Origin of the sequence: Pedobacter sp. UC225_61 (assembly GCF_044452285.1) — a bacterium.
In the GTDB taxonomy this organism is placed as follows: domain Bacteria; phylum Bacteroidota; class Bacteroidia; order Sphingobacteriales; family Sphingobacteriaceae; genus Pedobacter.
On the sequence record NZ_JBIOAL010000001.1, the window covers coordinates 2,013,713 to 2,029,414 of the forward strand.

At 35.3% G+C, this 15,702-nt stretch carries 14 protein-coding genes; all 14 read right to left on the reverse strand.

What is annotated here, in order from left to right; genetic code table 11:
• Window positions 1–4 precede the first annotated feature (4 nt).
• The 14 genes from leuB to atpD all read right to left on the reverse strand — a co-directional run bounded on the left by leuB (window position 5) and on the right by atpD (window position 15,692).
• Window positions 5–1,099, reverse strand: a complete 1,095-nt coding sequence (leuB, locus tag ACHMWN_RS09335) for a 3-isopropylmalate dehydrogenase (RefSeq protein ID WP_397300078.1) — start codon at window positions 1,097–1,099, stop codon at window positions 5–7.
• Entirely contained in the window at window positions 1,099–2,574 is a 1,476-nt protein-coding gene (locus ACHMWN_RS09340) for an ATP-binding cassette domain-containing protein (RefSeq protein ID WP_397300081.1), read from the reverse strand. The genes leuB and ACHMWN_RS09340 overlap by 1 nt, the downstream gene beginning before the upstream one ends.
• Window positions 2,574–3,158, reverse strand: coding sequence for a 3-isopropylmalate dehydratase small subunit (leuD, locus tag ACHMWN_RS09345; protein WP_397300083.1), 585 nt, complete (start codon window positions 3,156–3,158; stop codon window positions 2,574–2,576). Before leuD ends, ACHMWN_RS09340 begins: the two co-directional genes overlap by 1 nt.
• 28 nt (window positions 3,159–3,186) lie before the next feature.
• The gene (locus tag ACHMWN_RS09350; protein WP_397300084.1) at window positions 3,187–3,948 is read right to left on the reverse strand and encodes a class I SAM-dependent methyltransferase; all 762 of its coding nucleotides are present in this window, start codon (window positions 3,946–3,948) and stop codon (window positions 3,187–3,189) included.
• A 13-nt stretch (window positions 3,949–3,961) separates the two neighbouring features.
• Window positions 3,962–5,371, reverse strand: a complete 1,410-nt coding sequence (gene leuC, locus ACHMWN_RS09355; protein ID WP_397300086.1) for a 3-isopropylmalate dehydratase large subunit — start codon at window positions 5,369–5,371, stop codon at window positions 3,962–3,964.
• 95 nt (window positions 5,372–5,466) lie between these two features.
• Entirely contained in the window at window positions 5,467–6,948 is a 1,482-nt protein-coding gene (gene ilvC, locus ACHMWN_RS09360; protein WP_397300089.1) for a ketol-acid reductoisomerase, read from the reverse strand.
• Between the two features lie 157 nt (window positions 6,949–7,105).
• A complete protein-coding gene (locus ACHMWN_RS09365; protein ID WP_397300092.1) occupies window positions 7,106–7,495 on the reverse strand; it encodes a glyoxalase superfamily protein in 390 nt (129 codons plus the stop codon).
• Window positions 7,496–7,514: 19 nt separating this feature from the next.
• Window positions 7,515–8,150, reverse strand: a complete 636-nt coding sequence (gene ilvN / locus ACHMWN_RS09370; RefSeq protein WP_397300095.1) for an acetolactate synthase small subunit — start codon at window positions 8,148–8,150, stop codon at window positions 7,515–7,517.
• A gap of 23 nt (window positions 8,151–8,173) precedes the next feature.
• Window positions 8,174–9,925: a biosynthetic-type acetolactate synthase large subunit gene (ilvB, locus tag ACHMWN_RS09375; RefSeq protein WP_397300098.1), complete on the reverse strand. Its 1,752-nt coding sequence runs from the start codon at window positions 9,923–9,925 to the stop codon at window positions 8,174–8,176.
• 43 nt (window positions 9,926–9,968) lie between these two features.
• The gene (ilvD, locus tag ACHMWN_RS09380) at window positions 9,969–11,654 is read right to left on the reverse strand and encodes a dihydroxy-acid dehydratase (RefSeq protein WP_397300101.1); all 1,686 of its coding nucleotides are present in this window, start codon (window positions 11,652–11,654) and stop codon (window positions 9,969–9,971) included.
• A gap of 55 nt (window positions 11,655–11,709) precedes the next feature.
• Window positions 11,710–12,600 carry a branched-chain amino acid transaminase gene (locus ACHMWN_RS09385; RefSeq protein ID WP_397300104.1) on the reverse strand — a complete coding sequence of 297 codons (891 nt, stop codon included), beginning with the start codon at window positions 12,598–12,600 and terminating at the stop codon, window positions 11,710–11,712.
• A gap of 520 nt (window positions 12,601–13,120) precedes the next feature.
• On the reverse strand, window positions 13,121–13,804 hold the full coding sequence (locus tag ACHMWN_RS09390) for a TMEM175 family protein (protein WP_397300106.1): 684 nt from the start codon (window positions 13,802–13,804) through the stop codon (window positions 13,121–13,123).
• Between the two features lie 75 nt (window positions 13,805–13,879).
• Window positions 13,880–14,125: an ATP synthase F1 subunit epsilon gene (gene atpC / locus ACHMWN_RS09395; RefSeq protein ID WP_397300109.1), complete on the reverse strand. Its 246-nt coding sequence runs from the start codon at window positions 14,123–14,125 to the stop codon at window positions 13,880–13,882.
• A 64-nt stretch (window positions 14,126–14,189) separates the two neighbouring features.
• Window positions 14,190–15,692, reverse strand: coding sequence for a F0F1 ATP synthase subunit beta (gene atpD, locus ACHMWN_RS09400; protein ID WP_397300112.1), 1,503 nt, complete (start codon window positions 15,690–15,692; stop codon window positions 14,190–14,192).
• Window positions 15,693–15,702: the final 10 nt, after the last annotated feature.

The following is a 15,702-nucleotide window of genomic DNA, read 5'->3' on the forward strand; positions in this document are numbered from 1 at the left end:
CGCTTTATGAATTTGTGGTAACGGTTTGTGATAAAAATTTCAAGACTAATTTGCCCATTTCTTGGGTGCCTAATACCTTGTATCTGTTGGTAGTGCTATCTGCAATATCGTTGGTTCTAAAACCTTCTTTAAGTACTCTATCTACTGCATTCACTAAAGTTTTAGCCTCTTCTTTTAGTCCAAAACTAATTTCTAGCATTAGCGCAGCTGATAGGATAGAAGCCAATGGATTTGCCAAATCTTTGCCTGTGATATCGTGAGCTGAACCGTGGATTGGCTCAAAGAATCCTGTTCCATCACCTACAGAAGCTGAGGCTAACATGCCCATAGAACCTGCAATTTGCGACGCTTCGTCTGTTAAAATATCCCCAAATAAATTGGCGGTTAACACTACATCAAATTGTTTCGGATCTTTAATTAATTGCATGGCGGCATTGTCAATAAACATGTGGCTTGTTTCCACATCAGGGTATTGTTTTGCAATTTCTTGAACGGTTTCACGCCATAAACGAGAGCTTTCCAATACATTTGCCTTATCTACTGAACATAATTTTCCACGACGTTGACGGGCTGCTGCATATGCTTTATGTGCAATGCGTTCAACTTCATATTTGTGGTAAATCATTAAATCAGAAGCTGTAGTTCTATCTTCAGATCGAGTTTTTTCTCCAAAGTAAACGTCGCCTGTTAATTCTCTGAAAAACAAAATATCTGTTCCTTTTAATATGGTAGGTTTAATGCTTGAGGCATGTAAAAGCTCATCAAATAATAGAATAGGGCGAAGGTTAGCATATAAACCTAGCTCTTTTCTAATTTTAAGCAAACCTTGTTCTGGTCTTACTTTTAATGAAGGATCATTATCGTATTTCGCATGACCAACAGCACCGAAAAGAATGGCATCACTTTGTTTAGCTTTTGCTAAGGTTTCATCTGGTAGTGGATTTCCAGTTGCTTCAATAGCAGCATGACCCATTAAGGCTTCATCAAAAGTGAAATCATGATCGTAAGTCGTTGCGATATGTTCTAATGCTGCTTTTCCCCATTGGGTAACTTCTGGTCCAATTCCATCTCCAGGAATAACTAATATATGCTTCTTCATTATGCTAATTCTTTTTTTGTGTGGTACGCTTTTATATTTTCTATTACTTCGCCATTATTTAACAGCAATTTATGAGTAAGACAGGCTGGTAATTGTGTTTCAAAATGCCCAACATAAATTAAAGTCATTCCGTTGGTACACAGCTCATCTATTAAATGATTAAAATGTTCTGTTTGTTGTTGATCTAAACCTTGGCAAGGCTCATCTAGTATTAATAATTCTGGGTTTTTGATGATTGTTCTCGCTAATAAAACCAGTCTTTGTTTGCCAAGAGGAAGTACTTTTAATAATTCATTTTTATATTCATTGAGCTCGAAATAGTCAATTAACTCTTCTACTTGAGCCTGTTTTTCTGCGCCAATCGTTTTAAATAAACCAGAGCTATCGAAGAAACCAGAGGCGATACTTTGAAAAACTGTTGCTGTTGCATCAAAATACCAATGCAATTCTGGCGATATTAAACCAATGTGCGCTTTAATTTCCCAAATGCTTTCTCCACTTCCTCTTTTATTGCCGAATAGATGGATATTGTTTGCATAGGCTTGAGGATGATCGCCATTTACTAAGCTTAATAATGTTGATTTCCCTGAACCATTATGGCCTTGTAACAACCATTTTTCTCCAGCCTTAACTTCCCAGTTAATGTTTTTTAACACTTTTTTCTCACCATAACTAATATTTACATCAGTCATACTGATTAAAATTTCGGCAGTAGAAATTGGCGCTTTGCTTAAAAAAATTGGTATGGTTTTTACAATCTTTTTAGGTAAAACAGAAATGGATTCCAATGTTTTGGAGATAGTTAAATGTCCATCTTTTATTTCTGCAAAGCGATTAATACATGTTGGTAATTCATTAGGATCAGTTATCATAATTAATTGCACACCTTGAGAAGAAATCTCGTTCAATAATGCGCTTAGGTTTTTACGCGAAGGCGCATCTAATCCTGTGTATGGTTGGTCTAAGATTAACAACTGCGGTTTTAACCATATCGCTTTAACCAATTGTAATTTTTTGTGCTCTCCACTTGATAACTGAATTAACTGAACGTCTTTCAATTCAGCAAAGCCTAGAGCGCTTAAAATATTTTCTAGCTGATTAAATTCAAGCTGATTTTCCTTACCGTAGTTTAGTAATTCGGCATAAACCGTATGTGTACGATGTGCCTGTTGACTATTGTAGCGTTGCTGATAATAAAAATTAGATTCGCCTTCTAAATCTTTAAATTGATACCAGCTTGCAACATACAATGCTTTTGCAGGTAATTTATGAGTAGAATCAAATTCAATTTGGATATCTCCATAGCCATTGATTAAGCCAGCAATTAGTTTAACTAATGAAGTTTTTCCACTACCGCTTTTACCACTTAATAACCAGTTTTCTCCACGATTTATTGTCCAATTCAAATCCGCTAACACCAATTTGTGTTGGTATTTTAAGGTTAAATTATCAATATGGACGACTGGTTGTATCATTATTTTGTTTGTTCGAATTCTTCTATTAATTGTTTTTGGTTTAAGATAAAATCGATATCATCGTAACCATTAATTAAACACGATTTTTTATAAGCATTGATTTCAAAAGTTTCTTGCTGACCAGTACTTAGTATTGTAATAGTTTGTTTTTCTAAATCAATTTCAACTTGATTTTCATGGTTTTTTGTCACTTCAATAAATAGTTGATGCAAAAAGTCATCGCTCACTTGAACTGGTAAAAGGCCATTGTTTAAGGCATTTCCTTTAAAAATATCTGCAAAAAAGCTACTTACCACAGCGTCAAAACCTGCATCTTGTATTGCCCAAGCCGCATGCTCACGACTACTGCCACAACCAAAGTTTTTGCCAGCTACTAATATTTTTCCAGTATGGGTTTTGTCATTTAATACGAAATCTGGTTTAGGATTGCGATTTTCATCATATCGCCAATCGCAAAATAAATTTTCACCAAAACCTTCTCGTGTAGTTGCTTTCAAAAACCTCGCAGGTATAATCTGGTCGGTATCAATGTTTTCTATATTTAAAGGCACTATAGCCGATGTTAATTTTTCGAATTTTTTCATTCTTAATATTAATTACTGTCTTCTAGGCTTATTTCTTCCAAGCTTTAATTCTCAATCTTCTATAATCTGCAACCCATTCTCCGTTCTTAAAATAATTGGGTTTTAGTAGTTGTACAGCTAAATTTTTGACTTCTTCGGACTGTATTGTTGTCAGTTTTTTAAATGCATGTTGAGCAAATTGACTAATCCAATCGTACATTCCATTTTCGCCATTTAATTTTGTAGGTCTATCAAATAACCAAGCTTGTTCAACTTCAAAACCTTGTTTTTCTAATAAGGTAGTGTAAGTGCTTACTGATGGAAAAAACCAAAAATTGGTTACAATTTGTTCTGCTAAACCCAATTGTCTGGCTGCTGATTCAATAGCATCTGTTATACTTTTAACATTTCCCTTACCGCCAAACTCTGCAGCTAATCTGCCGCCAGTTTTTAAACTTTTATATAATCCTTCGATTAATGCATCTTGGTTTTCTATCCAATGGAAAGTTGCATTACTAAAGATGCCATCAAAAGTGTTTTCATAAGGCAACTTGGTCGCATCAACTACGTCGAAATCTAAATTAGAATGAGCGGCTTTTGCACTATTAATCATCTCCAAAGAAGCATCAACTCCAGTTACAGTAGCACCACTTTCAGCGATTTGAGCACCTAATTGACCAGTCCCGCAACCTACATCTAAAATATGTTCACCAGTTTTTGGAGCAAGCCATTGCACAACATCTGCTCCATAATCAGAAACAAAATGATGTTGTTTATCGTATAATTTGCTATCCCAATATATTTCTGGCATCTCTTTTTAATTTTTATACGTGTTCTTCTAATAATTCTCTTACATCTGTAATTCGGCCTGTAACTGCTGCAGCTGCGGCTGTAAGTGGACTAGCCAATAATGTTCTTGCATTTTGTCCTTGTCTACCTTCAAAATTTCTATTCGATGTAGAAACACAGTATTTTCCTGCCGGAATTTTATCTTCATTCATTCCTAAACAGGCACTACAACCAGGTTCTCTTAATTGAAAACCAGCAGCTTCAAATATTTTATCTAAACCTTCGGCAATTGCCTGTTGCTCAATTTGTTTAGAGCCAGGAACAATCCATACGGTAACGCCATCAGCCTTGTGTTTTCCTTCCACAAAATGCGCAACTTCCCGTAAGTCTTCCATTCTAGAATTGGTACATGAGCCTATAAAAACGTAATCGATTGATTTTCCCAATAGGGGAGAATTATCGGAAATGCCCATGTAATCTAATGCTTTTTGATACGATAATTGTTCAGGAATAGCTTGTTTATCAGTTGCAGGTACATTTTGAGTAATGCCCATTCCCATTCCTGGGTTTGTGCCATAAGTAATCATTGGCTCAATGTCAGCAGCATTAAACGTTAAAACTTCATCAAAATGAGCATCAGCATCACTGTATAAAGTTTTCCATTTTGCTACTGCATTATCCCATTCTGCTCCTTTCGGACTAAATTCTCTGCCTTTTAAATACGCAAAAGTAGTTTCATCAGGAGCAATTAATCCACCACGAGCACCCATTTCGATACTCATGTTACAGATGGTCATTCTGGCTTCCATACTTAAAGAAGTAATTGCCGAACCTGCATATTCAATAAAATAGCCTGTTCCGCCAGCCGCAGAAATTTGCGAAATAATATAAAGAATAATATCTTTTGCACTTACCCCAATACCAATTTCACCATTCACCTCAATTTTCATGGTTTTAGGTTTTTGCTGCAATAAACATTGCGTTGCCATTACTTGCTCAACCTGAGAAGTACCAATGCCAAAGGCGATGCTGCCAAAAGCACCATGTGTAGATGTATGACTATCCCCACAAACTATCGTTGCGCCTGGTTGGGTAATTCCTAATTCTGGTCCAATTACGTGAACAATACCTTGAAAAGGATGTCCTAAGCCATATAATTCAACGCCAAATTCTGCACAATTTTTCGTTAACATATCTACCTGATAACGAGAAAGCTCTTCTTTAATCGGCAAATGCTGATTTAAAGTCGGTACATTATGATCGGCAGTAGCAATAGTTTGTTTTGGTCTAAAAACAGGTAATCCGCGTTTGCGCAAACCATCAAAAGCTTGAGGGCTAGTTACCTCATGAATGAAATGTGTATCAATGTATAAAATATCAGGAAATCCTGCTTCACTTTTTACAACGTGAGCATCCCAAATTTTTTCTACTAATGTTTTTGACATCTTGTTATATTTAATTGTTGTCAATCTTAGCTTGTCGAGGGCTTTAATGGATAAAAAGAATTCTTCGACAGGCTCAGGATGACATTCTTTTTATTCTATGCTGTTTTAATTGATTTCATTGCGGTCATCGCTTTGCGCAACGTAGCACCAATTTGCTCTACTTCATGAGAACGAATAGCTTCATTTACTGCAATTAGTGTTCTATTATCAACTGCACCATCTTTGCCATCGTTAAAGTTTTTACCAACTAAATCAGTATCCACTTTTTTCATAAAGTCAGCTAATAACGGTTTACAAGCTTGATCAAATAAATAACAACCGTATTCTGCAGTATCAGAAATTACACGGTTCATTTCGAACAATTTTTTACGAGCAATTGTATTTGCAATTAGTGGCGTTTCATGTAAAGATTCGTAATACGCAGATTCTGGTTTAATACCTGCCTGAACCATAGTTTCGAAAGCCAACTCAACGCCTGCTCTCACAAATGCAACCATCAAAGTATAGTTATCAAAATATTCTTGCTCACCAATTTTCACATCCCCTGCAGGAGTTTTTTCAAAAGCAGTTTCACCAGTTTCAGCTCTCCAAGCCAATAAATTTTTATCGCCATTTGCCCAATCTTCCATCATAATACGACTAAATTCGCCGCTCATAATATCATCTTGGTGTTTTTGAAACAACGGACGCATAATATCTTTCAATTCTTCCGAAATTTCAAATGCTTTAATTTTTGCAGGATTACTCAATCTATCCATCATGGCAGTTATACCACCTTGTTTCAAAGCTTCAGTAATTACTTCAACACCATATTGAACTAGTTTAGAAGCATAACCGGCATCAATTCCTTTTTCTACCATTTTATCAAAAGATAAAATAGAACCAGTTTGCAACAAACCACATAAAATAGTTTGCTCGCCCATTAAATCAGATTTTACCTCGGCCACAAAAGATGATTTTAACACACCAGCTTTATGTCCACCAGTACCTACGCAATATGCTTTTGCTTGCGCTAAACCTTTACCTTGTGGATCGTTTTCTGGGTGCACAGCAATTAAAGTTGGTACACCAAAACCTCTCACATATTCTGCTCTAACTTCACTTCCAGGACATTTTGGGGCAACCATAATAACAGTTAAATCTTTACGAATTTGTGTACCTTCTTCTACAATGTTAAACCCATGCGAGTAAGATAGTGTAGCGCCTTCTTTCATTAATGGCATTACAGCATTCACCACCGCTGTATGTTGTTTGTCTGGAGTAAGGTTAATTACCACATCTGCTGTCGGAATTAATTCTTCGTACGTACCAACAGTAAAATTGTTGTCAGTAGCATTTTTCCAAGAATTTCTTTTGCCTTCGATAGCTTCCTTACGCAACGCATAAGCAATATTTAAACCGCTATCTCTTAAATTTAAACCTTGGTTTAAACCTTGCGCACCACAACCTACAATTACCAGTTTTTTACCTTTTAAAGCATTTACACCGTCTAAAAATTCAGAACTGTCCATAAAATCACAAACACCCAATTGGTTTAGTTTTTCTCTAAGTGGTAATGTGTTAAAATAATTTGCCATTGTTTTTTGTTTATTTCTTTATTAGTTTATGTTTTAATTTTAGCTTGAAAAGCAGGTTTAGCACTTTTCGTTTTCTTCAGTCCCGCTTTTCATTTCAAGTCCTCACTACGCTGTGGGCTTTCATTTCAATCGGGTTTAATTAACTATTTTCTGTTTTTCATTGGTCAGACAATTTCTCTTCCTTATCAATATCTTCATTAAATGAAATTTTATTATAAAAAGGATCGTTTACTGTTACGCACCAACTGCCATAAAAAGTTTCTTCCAACCCGGGCCGATTGTATTTATATTTCTTTGCAATTAATTGTTTATGAAACTCTTTTACACCCTCGCAACGAATAAAAACATTTCCACCTGGTGATGCATCGCCATGATGCTCACTTAAATGCAAAATAATATCGCCCAAGGAAACTTGCATATAAACAGGAGTATTTTCTTCAAATCTGTGCTCCCAATCTATTTTAAAACCTAACCAATTCACATAAAATTCAATCGTTTTATCGTAATCAAATATTCTTAAAACTGGTACAACATTTATAAGTTTCATATCTATTAATTTTTAAATATTACATCGTAAATATTTTTGCCCCTTTTTCTAGAAACTCATTTTCTACTAATTCTTCACCTGGTTCAATGGCTTCAAATTCTTTCAGTTTTTCATGGAAACCTGCGCTATCTTTAATAATTGCAACTCTTGCGCTACGTACAAATTCAATTAATTCGTAAGGCTCTAAAGCAGCAATTAATGCATCTGTCTCTTCTTTATGACCGGTCACAGCAAAAACAGTATAATCTTTACGAATAACTACCGCACTTGCACCGTATTGTCTTAACAAGCGCTCAACAGTTACTTTCTCAGCAATTTCATCAGTCGATACTTTGTAAAGTGCCAATTCTTGCCAAATAATTTCATCGTTCGTATTAAAATACACTTTTAGTACTTCAATTTGCTTTTCAATCTGACGGGCAAGCTTCCTAACTACTTCGTAACCTTCGTGGATTACAATATTAAAGCGGTGAATGCCTTCAATTTCAGATGGAGAAGTATTTAAACTCTCAATATTTATTTTTCGTTTAGAAAAAATAATAGCGATCCTGTTTAATAAACCAATACGATTTTCTGCATAAACAGTTATGGTATATTCTTCTTTCCCGTCAACTAAAGGGGCGCTTTTATTTTCGAAATGATCTATTGTACTCATTTTTTCCTCTATTAATTGCTCAATTACTTTAACCTAATTTCACTTACACTACAACCTTGCGGCACCATTGGAAAAACATTGTTTTCTCTCCCAACCATTACTTCTAGCAGATAAGAACCTTCATGATTTATCATCGTTTCTAAAGCTTTTCTCAGATTTGCACGTTCATCAACTTTATCCGCCTCGATGTAGTAAGCTTTTGCTAATGCTACAAAATCAGGACTGGTAATGTTAACTGAAGAATAGCGTTTATCGTTAAATAATTCTTGCCATTGGCGAACCATTCCTAAAAAGCGATTATTTAAAATCAGAATTTTTACAGCTGCACCGAATTGCATAATCGTACCTAATTCTTGTGGTGTCATTTGGAAACCACCATCACCAATTATGGCAATTACTGTTTTGTTTGGAGCGCCATATTTCGCGCCAATTGCTGCAGGTAAACCAAAACCCATAGTACCTAATCCACCAGATGTGATGTTGCTACGTATATTATTAAATTTAGCATAACGGCATGCGACCATTTGATGTTGACCAACATCCGTAACGATTACTGCATCACCACCACAAATTTCGTTAATATTGCGTAATACTTCGCCCATGGTCATTTCATCCCCAGTTGGATAAAGTTCTGGCGTAATTACTTGATCTATTTCTTGTTGATTGTAATCTCTAAATTTAGCTAACCAATCTTCATGTTTACTTTCGTTTACCAAATTGGTTAATAGCGGTAAAGTCTCTTTACAATCGCCCCAAACGCCCACATCCGCTTTCACATTTTTATCAATTTCGGCAGGATCAATATCTAAATGAACAATTTTTGCTTGCTTTGCATATTTATCTAAACGGCCAGTTACACGGTCGTCAAAACGCATTCCTATGGCAATAATTACATCAGCTTCGTTAGTTAAAACATTTGGCCCATAATTACCATGCATCCCCAACATACCCACGTTTAAAGGATGCGAAGTTGGAATTGCGCCTTCGCCCATAATTGTCCAAGCAGCAGGAATTCCAGCTTTATCAATAAATGCTTTAAATTCTTCTTCGGCTTTACCTAAAACAACACCTTGTCCGAATAAAATAAATGGTTTTTTAGCTGCATTAATTAATTCTGCCGCTTGTTCAATATATTGTACTCTAACTTTTGGTTTTGGTCGATAACTACGAATGTGGTTGCACTTTACATATTCAGGAAATTCTTCGATTTGTAATTGAGCATTTTTAGTAATATCAATTAAAACAGGACCAGGTCTACCACTTCTGGCAATATGAAATGCTTTTGCTAAAACTTCTTGAATTTCATTTGCATCGGTAACTTGATAATTCCATTTGGTAACTGGCGTAGTAATATTAATCACATCAGTTTCCTGAAAAGCATCAGTTCCCAATAAATGAGCAAAAACCTGCCCTGTAATACAAACTAGTGGAGTACTGTCAATTTGTGCATCAGCTAGACCAGTTACTAAATTAGTTGCTCCGGGCCCACTAGTTGCAAAAACAACACCAACCTCACCACTTGCTCTGGCAAAACCTTGAGCAGCGTGAATTCCACCTTGCTCATGACGCACCAAAATGTGTTTTAATTTATCGGCATAATCATATAATGCATCATAAATTGGCATAATTGCACCTCCTGGATAACCAAAAATGGTATGTACACCCTCTTCAATTAATCCATTTAATAGAACTTGTGAGCCAGTTCCTTTGAAAGTTTTTGTTGAGGTTTCTGCTTTAGCCTCAGCCGCTTGTAATGTTTCCTGTGCAGTTTCCATAGTCTTTATTCTAGATTCTTTAGCTTCTTAATTTCTTTTGTGTTTATAAGTCTTCGTCTGTTACACAACCACTTGCTGCATCTGAAACAGTTTTAGCATATTTATAAAGCACACCTTTAGTCACTTTTAGCGCAGGTTGTTTATAATTTTTTCTTCGTTCTGCGATGATTTCTTCACTTACTTGTAAACTGATGATATTATTTACAGCATCAATTAAAATCGGATCATCATTTTCCACTAAACCAATTAATCCGCCTTTGTAAGCTTCTGGAGTAATGTGGCCAACTACAAAACCATGTGTACCACCAGAAAAACGACCATCTGTAATTAGAGCAACCGATTTACCCAATCCAGCACCAATAATTGCTGAAGTTGGTTTTAACATTTCTGGCATTCCAGGAGCACCAACAGGACCGGCATTTTTAATGACAATCACATCGCCAGATTTTACTCGTCCGCTAGAAATACCAGCAATTAAATCATGCTCACCATCAAATACTCGGGCCGGACCTTCAAATTTTTCTCCTTCTTTTCCACTTATTTTGGCTACTGAACCTTTTTCAGCAAGATTTCCATACAAAATTTGTAAATGACCAGAAGCTTTAAGTGGTTCACTTAGTTTTTGAATGATTTTCTGGTCGTAATCCATAACTGATTTTACATCAGCCAAATTCTCTGCTACGGTTTTTCCAGTTACGGTTAAGCAATCGCCATGTAATAAACCTTCATTCAATAAATATTTCATTACTGCAGGTATACCGCCATATTGATGTAAATCTTGCATTAAGTATTTTCCACTTGGTTTAAAATCGGCAAGAACAGGTGTTACATCACTCATTTTTTGGAAATCATCTTGCGTAATTTCTACACCAACCGATTTCCCAATCGCAATAAAATGCAGCACTGCATTTGTACTTCCACCTAAGATGATGATAGAACGAATTGCATTTTCAAATGCTTTTCTCGTCATAATATCAGATGGTTTAATATCTTTTTCTAAAAGGATTTTGATGTATTTTCCAGCATCTAAACACTCTTGTTTTTTCTCTTCACTTACTGCCGGATTTGAAGAAGAATAAGGTAAGCTCATGCCCAAAGCCTCAATTGCAGCAGCCATTGTGTTTGCAGTATACATACCACCGCATGCACCCGCACCTGGGCACGTATGCTTAATAATTCCTTGATAATCTTCTTCAGAAAGATTACCACAGATTTTCTGTCCTAAAGCTTCAAATGCAGAAACAATGTTTAATTCTTCTCCTTTATAATATCCTGGTGCAATCGTTCCACCATAAACCATAATCGAAGGACGATCTAAACGAGCCATTGCCATAATTGCTCCTGGCATATTTTTATCACAACCAGGAATTGCAATTACACCATCGTAATATTGCCCACCACAAATAGTTTCGATACTATCTGCAATTACATCACGGCTAACTAATGAATAACGCATGCCATCTGTACCGTTGCTCATACCATCACTTACACCAATTGTGTTAAAAACCAAACCAACTAAATCATTTTTCCAAACACCGATTTTTACATCTTTAGCTAAATCGTTAAGGTGCATATTACAGGTGTTTCCATCATAACCCATGCTTGCAATACCAACTTGTGCTTTTGCCATATCCGCTTCGGTCAAACCGATTCCGTATAACATGGCTTGTGCTGCTGGTTGAGTAGGGTCTTGTGTAAATGTTTTACTATATTTATTGATCTCGTTCATTTCTATTTATTCAATTGGTTTCATTAGTTACTTTCGCATTAGATCGATTTTGGGCCTAAATGATCACTTCATAGTTTACTTTTTCTAATACTAAATTTTTATAGGCTCTTTGTATTGTAGCGCCAATACTATCATTCCATTTTTGTTTATAAACTACATCATCAATAGTATGGATGCCAATAATTTCGGTTGCGGTACCACAGAAAAATGCACTATCTGCTTTTTTTAATTCAGCAACGCTGATGCTTTTTTCTATAACCTCAATGTCTAACACGTTACATAATTCAATAACCGTGTTGCGTGTTATTCCTGCTAAAATGTTCCCTAAACTAGGAGTATATAATTTTCCATTTTTCTCTATGAAAATGTTTGCACCTGGAGCTTCAGCAACATTTTCATTCATATCTAATAGTAATGCTTCATCAAATCCCTTGCTTTTTGCATCAGTTGTGGCTAGGATAGAGTTTACGTAATGTCCGCTAATTTTAGCTTCAACAAAAGTTGATTTTGGGTTAGGTCTTTGAAAAGGAGAAATGCAAACTTTTAATTGTTTGTTGCCTAAATAAGCACCCCATTCCCAAGCACAAATCATAATTGATGCTTTTTGTGGAGCAATCAATGTCATATTTGGTTCGCAATATACCAAAGGACGGATATAGGCATCTTTCAGATTATTCAATTCTAATAATCGATACGTTTGTTTAATTAACTCATTTTTATCCCACAGAAATGGAATATTAACCAACTCGCATGAGCGTTGTAGCCTGTCGTAATGCTCTTTGATTTTAAATATTCGAGTAGCATTATGAGTCTTATAAGCCCTTATTCCTTCAAAAGCGGCAAAACCATAATGTAACGACTGACCGTACAAGTCTGTTTTGGTTTCTTCGGCTTTTTCAAACCGTCCGTTTACATAAATTACTGTGTTCGAATTATAGTATTGCATCTTAATTTTTTTATTTAAAAAAAGCGTCCCTTTTAATTGGGACGCTTTAGGTATATTTTGAGTATTAAATATTCATTTTATAGCGACCCTTGCTGCTTACTTAGTAGCAGAATAATAGCAATAAGAATGACATATAAAGTAGGCATATTGCCTGCTCTATTTGTTAAACGTAAATCTAAATTGCTAGGGTTGTACATTGTCATTGTTTATAAAACCAATTTAGTTTTTGGTTCATAAACAAGCAATAGCAAATGGAAAATAATTTAAAAAAAATTTTGTTTTGTTTTTTAATGAGATTCAGAATAAAATACCTATTTATTAGATTTATTCGAGTTATACATTGGGGTGAAGTAGACTAAATATGATTTCGGTATTTGGTATGTTTATTATGCTTGCATTGTAATTAGCAGATTTTCGGCGTAAAATGACGTGTCTAGTAAAAAAAATTGAAAAATACTTAGAAAAATTATCCCTTTCTAAAACATAAAAATTATACAGGCCAAAGGTATTATACCTGAATTTAAGCTTTCGTAAATTTAAAACGTTTATTGATGTAAATTGAAATTGGAATAAAGATTAATGCCCATAACATAGCTAATGATTTATCTTCTTTTTCTAAAAAGAATGTGTATGTAATATAACCTAGAGTACCAATAACGACCATCGTTACAAACAGATATATACGTTTTTTTAAATCCAATTTTTGATCAGTGTAATCAACGTTAATAATAATACTTTTACTTCTATTTAAGATGTAATCCTGTAAAACTAGCTGTGCACCCATACATAAAATGATAATCAGAAAATAAAGGAATGCAGGCAAGAGGAAATTCAATTTTAATGTAATTAGAGAAACGCCAAACGGAAATAGCCCAATAAAACATAAGAAAATCAAATTTCTAACGATTAATCCCTTATTGTAATCTTTTAATAAGCTGAACATTTGTAAGTGCTTATACCACATTGCACCAACAAAGAAAAAACTTAGAACATAGCCAAATATTGAAGGATAAACATGTTTTAATGCAACAAAGAAACTTATTTCGGTATAATGTTCACCATCTGGTAATTTAGGTACATGAATTTCAATGGCCATTAATGTAATCACGATTGCAAATACTGCATCGCTAAATAGAATCATGCGTTCTAGCTGAAATTCTTTCTTAATTTCTTGTTTGGTAATCTCTTGATTTTCGTTTTTCATAAGAGAGCAATTTATATAAAAATAAAAAAGCCCTTTGAAATTATCAAAGGGCTTTACAAATTAGCAAATTTATACTTAAGAAAGTACGGCTTCTGCTAAAACTATAATTTTATTGTCCAGAACTTCAACTACACCACCTTTAATATTAAAGGTGTTTTCACCGTTAGAGTCTTTAATAATTACTAAACCATCTTCTAAAGTAGAGATAATAGGAGCATGGCCTTTTAAAATTTGAAAAGAACCTAAAGTTCCAGGAACAGTAACTGAAGTTACATCGCCTTCGAAAACTTTTTTATCTGGAGTTAATATTTCTAAAGTCATTCTTTAAATTTTACGTTTTACGTTATATGCTTATTTATAACGTATCACTTTTACGTACAACGTACTAGTTAGATTCTGCTAATAATTTTTTTCCTTTTTCGATAGCCTCTTCAATGCTACCAACTAAGTTAAATGCAGCTTCTGGATACTCATCAACTTCACCATCCATAATCATGTTAAATCCTTTGATGGTATCTTTAATATCAACCAATACACCTTTTAAGCCTGTAAATTGCTCAGCTACGTGGAATGGTTGAGATAAGAAACGTTGAACACGACGAGCTCTTGATACAACTAATTTATCTTCCTCAGATAATTCGTCCATACCTAAAATCGCAATGATATCCTGTAATTCTTTATAACGTTGTAAAGTTTCTTTCACACGTTGCGCTGTATTGTAATGCTCATCTCCTAAAACAGCAGGAGAAAGGATACGAGAAGTAGAATCTAATGGATCTACCGCAGGATAAATACCTAACTCAGCAATTTTACGAGAAAGTACTGTTGTCGCATCTAAGTGGGCAAAGGTTGTAGCCGGTGCAGGGTCAGTTAAATCATCCGCAGGTACATATACTGCTTGTACTGAAGTAATTGAGCCACGTTTAGTTGAAGTAATACGCTCTTGCATTAAACCCATTTCAGTTGCCAATGTTGGTTGGTAACCTACTGCAGATGGCATACGACCTAACAATGCCGATACTTCAGAACCTGCTTGAGTGAAACGGAAAATGTTATCAACGAAGAAAAGGATGTCTTTTCCAGCGCCTTCACCATCACCATCACGGAAATATTCTGCAACTGTTAATCCTGATAAAGCTACACGAGCACGTGCACCAGGAGGCTCGTTCATTTGACCAAATACCAATGTTGCTTTTGATTCTTTTAATTTTTCTGTATCAACGGTTTTTAAATCCCATCCACCTTTTTCCATTGAGTGTAAGAAATCATCACCATAGTTGATTACACCAGATTCGATAAACTCGCGAAGTAAATCGTTACCCTCACGAGTACGTTCACCCACACCAGCAAATACCGATAAACCAGCATAAGCTTTAGCGATGTTGTTTACCAACTCCATGATTAGTACAGTTTTACCAACACCGGCACCACCGAATAATCCAATTTTACCACCTTTTGCATAAGGCTCTAACAAATCGATAACTTTGATACCGGTAAATAGTACTTCAGTTTCTGTAGAAAGATCTTCAAATTTAGGAGGGGCATTGTGAATTGGACGACCACCAGTTTTATCAACGGCTGTGATACCATCGATAGCATCTCCAACTACGTTAAATAAACGACCTTTAATTTGATCTCCAACAGGCATTTTTATAGGCGCACCAGTATCTATTGCATCCATACCACGTACCAAACCATCTGTCGAATCCATTGAGATGGCACGTACACGGTCTTCACCAAGGTGTTGTTGAACTTCTAAAACGATCTTTTGTCCGTTTTCTTTTGTAATCTCTAATGCAGAGAAAATTTTAGGTAAATGGGCATCGTTAGCAAAACTTACGTCAACTACCGGTCCTATAATCTGCGCTATTTTTCCAATGTTAGGCATATATTGTTTT

What these genes read in the sequence shown, in the direction of transcription:
- leuB (WP_397300078.1), bottom strand. Translation starts at nt 1,099, where the DNA reads ATGAAGAAGCATATATTAGTTATTCCTGGAGATGGAATTGGACCAGAA.
- ACHMWN_RS09340 (WP_397300081.1), bottom strand. Translation starts at nt 2,574, where the DNA reads ATGATACAACCAGTCGTCCATATTGATAATTTAACCTTAAAATACCAA.
- leuD (WP_397300083.1), bottom strand. Translation starts at nt 3,158, where the DNA reads ATGAAAAAATTCGAAAAATTAACATCGGCTATAGTGCCTTTAAATATA.
- ACHMWN_RS09350 (WP_397300084.1), bottom strand. Translation starts at nt 3,948, where the DNA reads ATGCCAGAAATATATTGGGATAGCAAATTATACGATAAACAACATCAT.
- leuC (WP_397300086.1), bottom strand. Translation starts at nt 5,371, where the DNA reads ATGTCAAAAACATTAGTAGAAAAAATTTGGGATGCTCACGTTGTAAAA.
- ilvC (WP_397300089.1), bottom strand. Translation starts at nt 6,948, where the DNA reads ATGGCAAATTATTTTAACACATTACCACTTAGAGAAAAACTAAACCAA.
- ACHMWN_RS09365 (WP_397300092.1), bottom strand. Translation starts at nt 7,495, where the DNA reads ATGAAACTTATAAATGTTGTACCAGTTTTAAGAATATTTGATTACGAT.
- ilvN (WP_397300095.1), bottom strand. Translation starts at nt 8,150, where the DNA reads ATGAGTACAATAGATCATTTCGAAAATAAAAGCGCCCCTTTAGTTGAC.
- ilvB (WP_397300098.1), bottom strand. Translation starts at nt 9,925, where the DNA reads ATGGAAACTGCACAGGAAACATTACAAGCGGCTGAGGCTAAAGCAGAA.
- ilvD (WP_397300101.1), bottom strand. Translation starts at nt 11,654, where the DNA reads ATGAACGAGATCAATAAATATAGTAAAACATTTACACAAGACCCTACT.
- ACHMWN_RS09385 (WP_397300104.1), bottom strand. Translation starts at nt 12,600, where the DNA reads ATGCAATACTATAATTCGAACACAGTAATTTATGTAAACGGACGGTTT.
- ACHMWN_RS09390 (WP_397300106.1), bottom strand. Translation starts at nt 13,804, where the DNA reads ATGAAAAACGAAAATCAAGAGATTACCAAACAAGAAATTAAGAAAGAA.
- atpC (WP_397300109.1), bottom strand. Translation starts at nt 14,125, where the DNA reads ATGACTTTAGAAATATTAACTCCAGATAAAAAAGTTTTCGAAGGCGAT.
- atpD (WP_397300112.1), bottom strand. Translation starts at nt 15,692, where the DNA reads ATGCCTAACATTGGAAAAATAGCGCAGATTATAGGACCGGTAGTTGAC.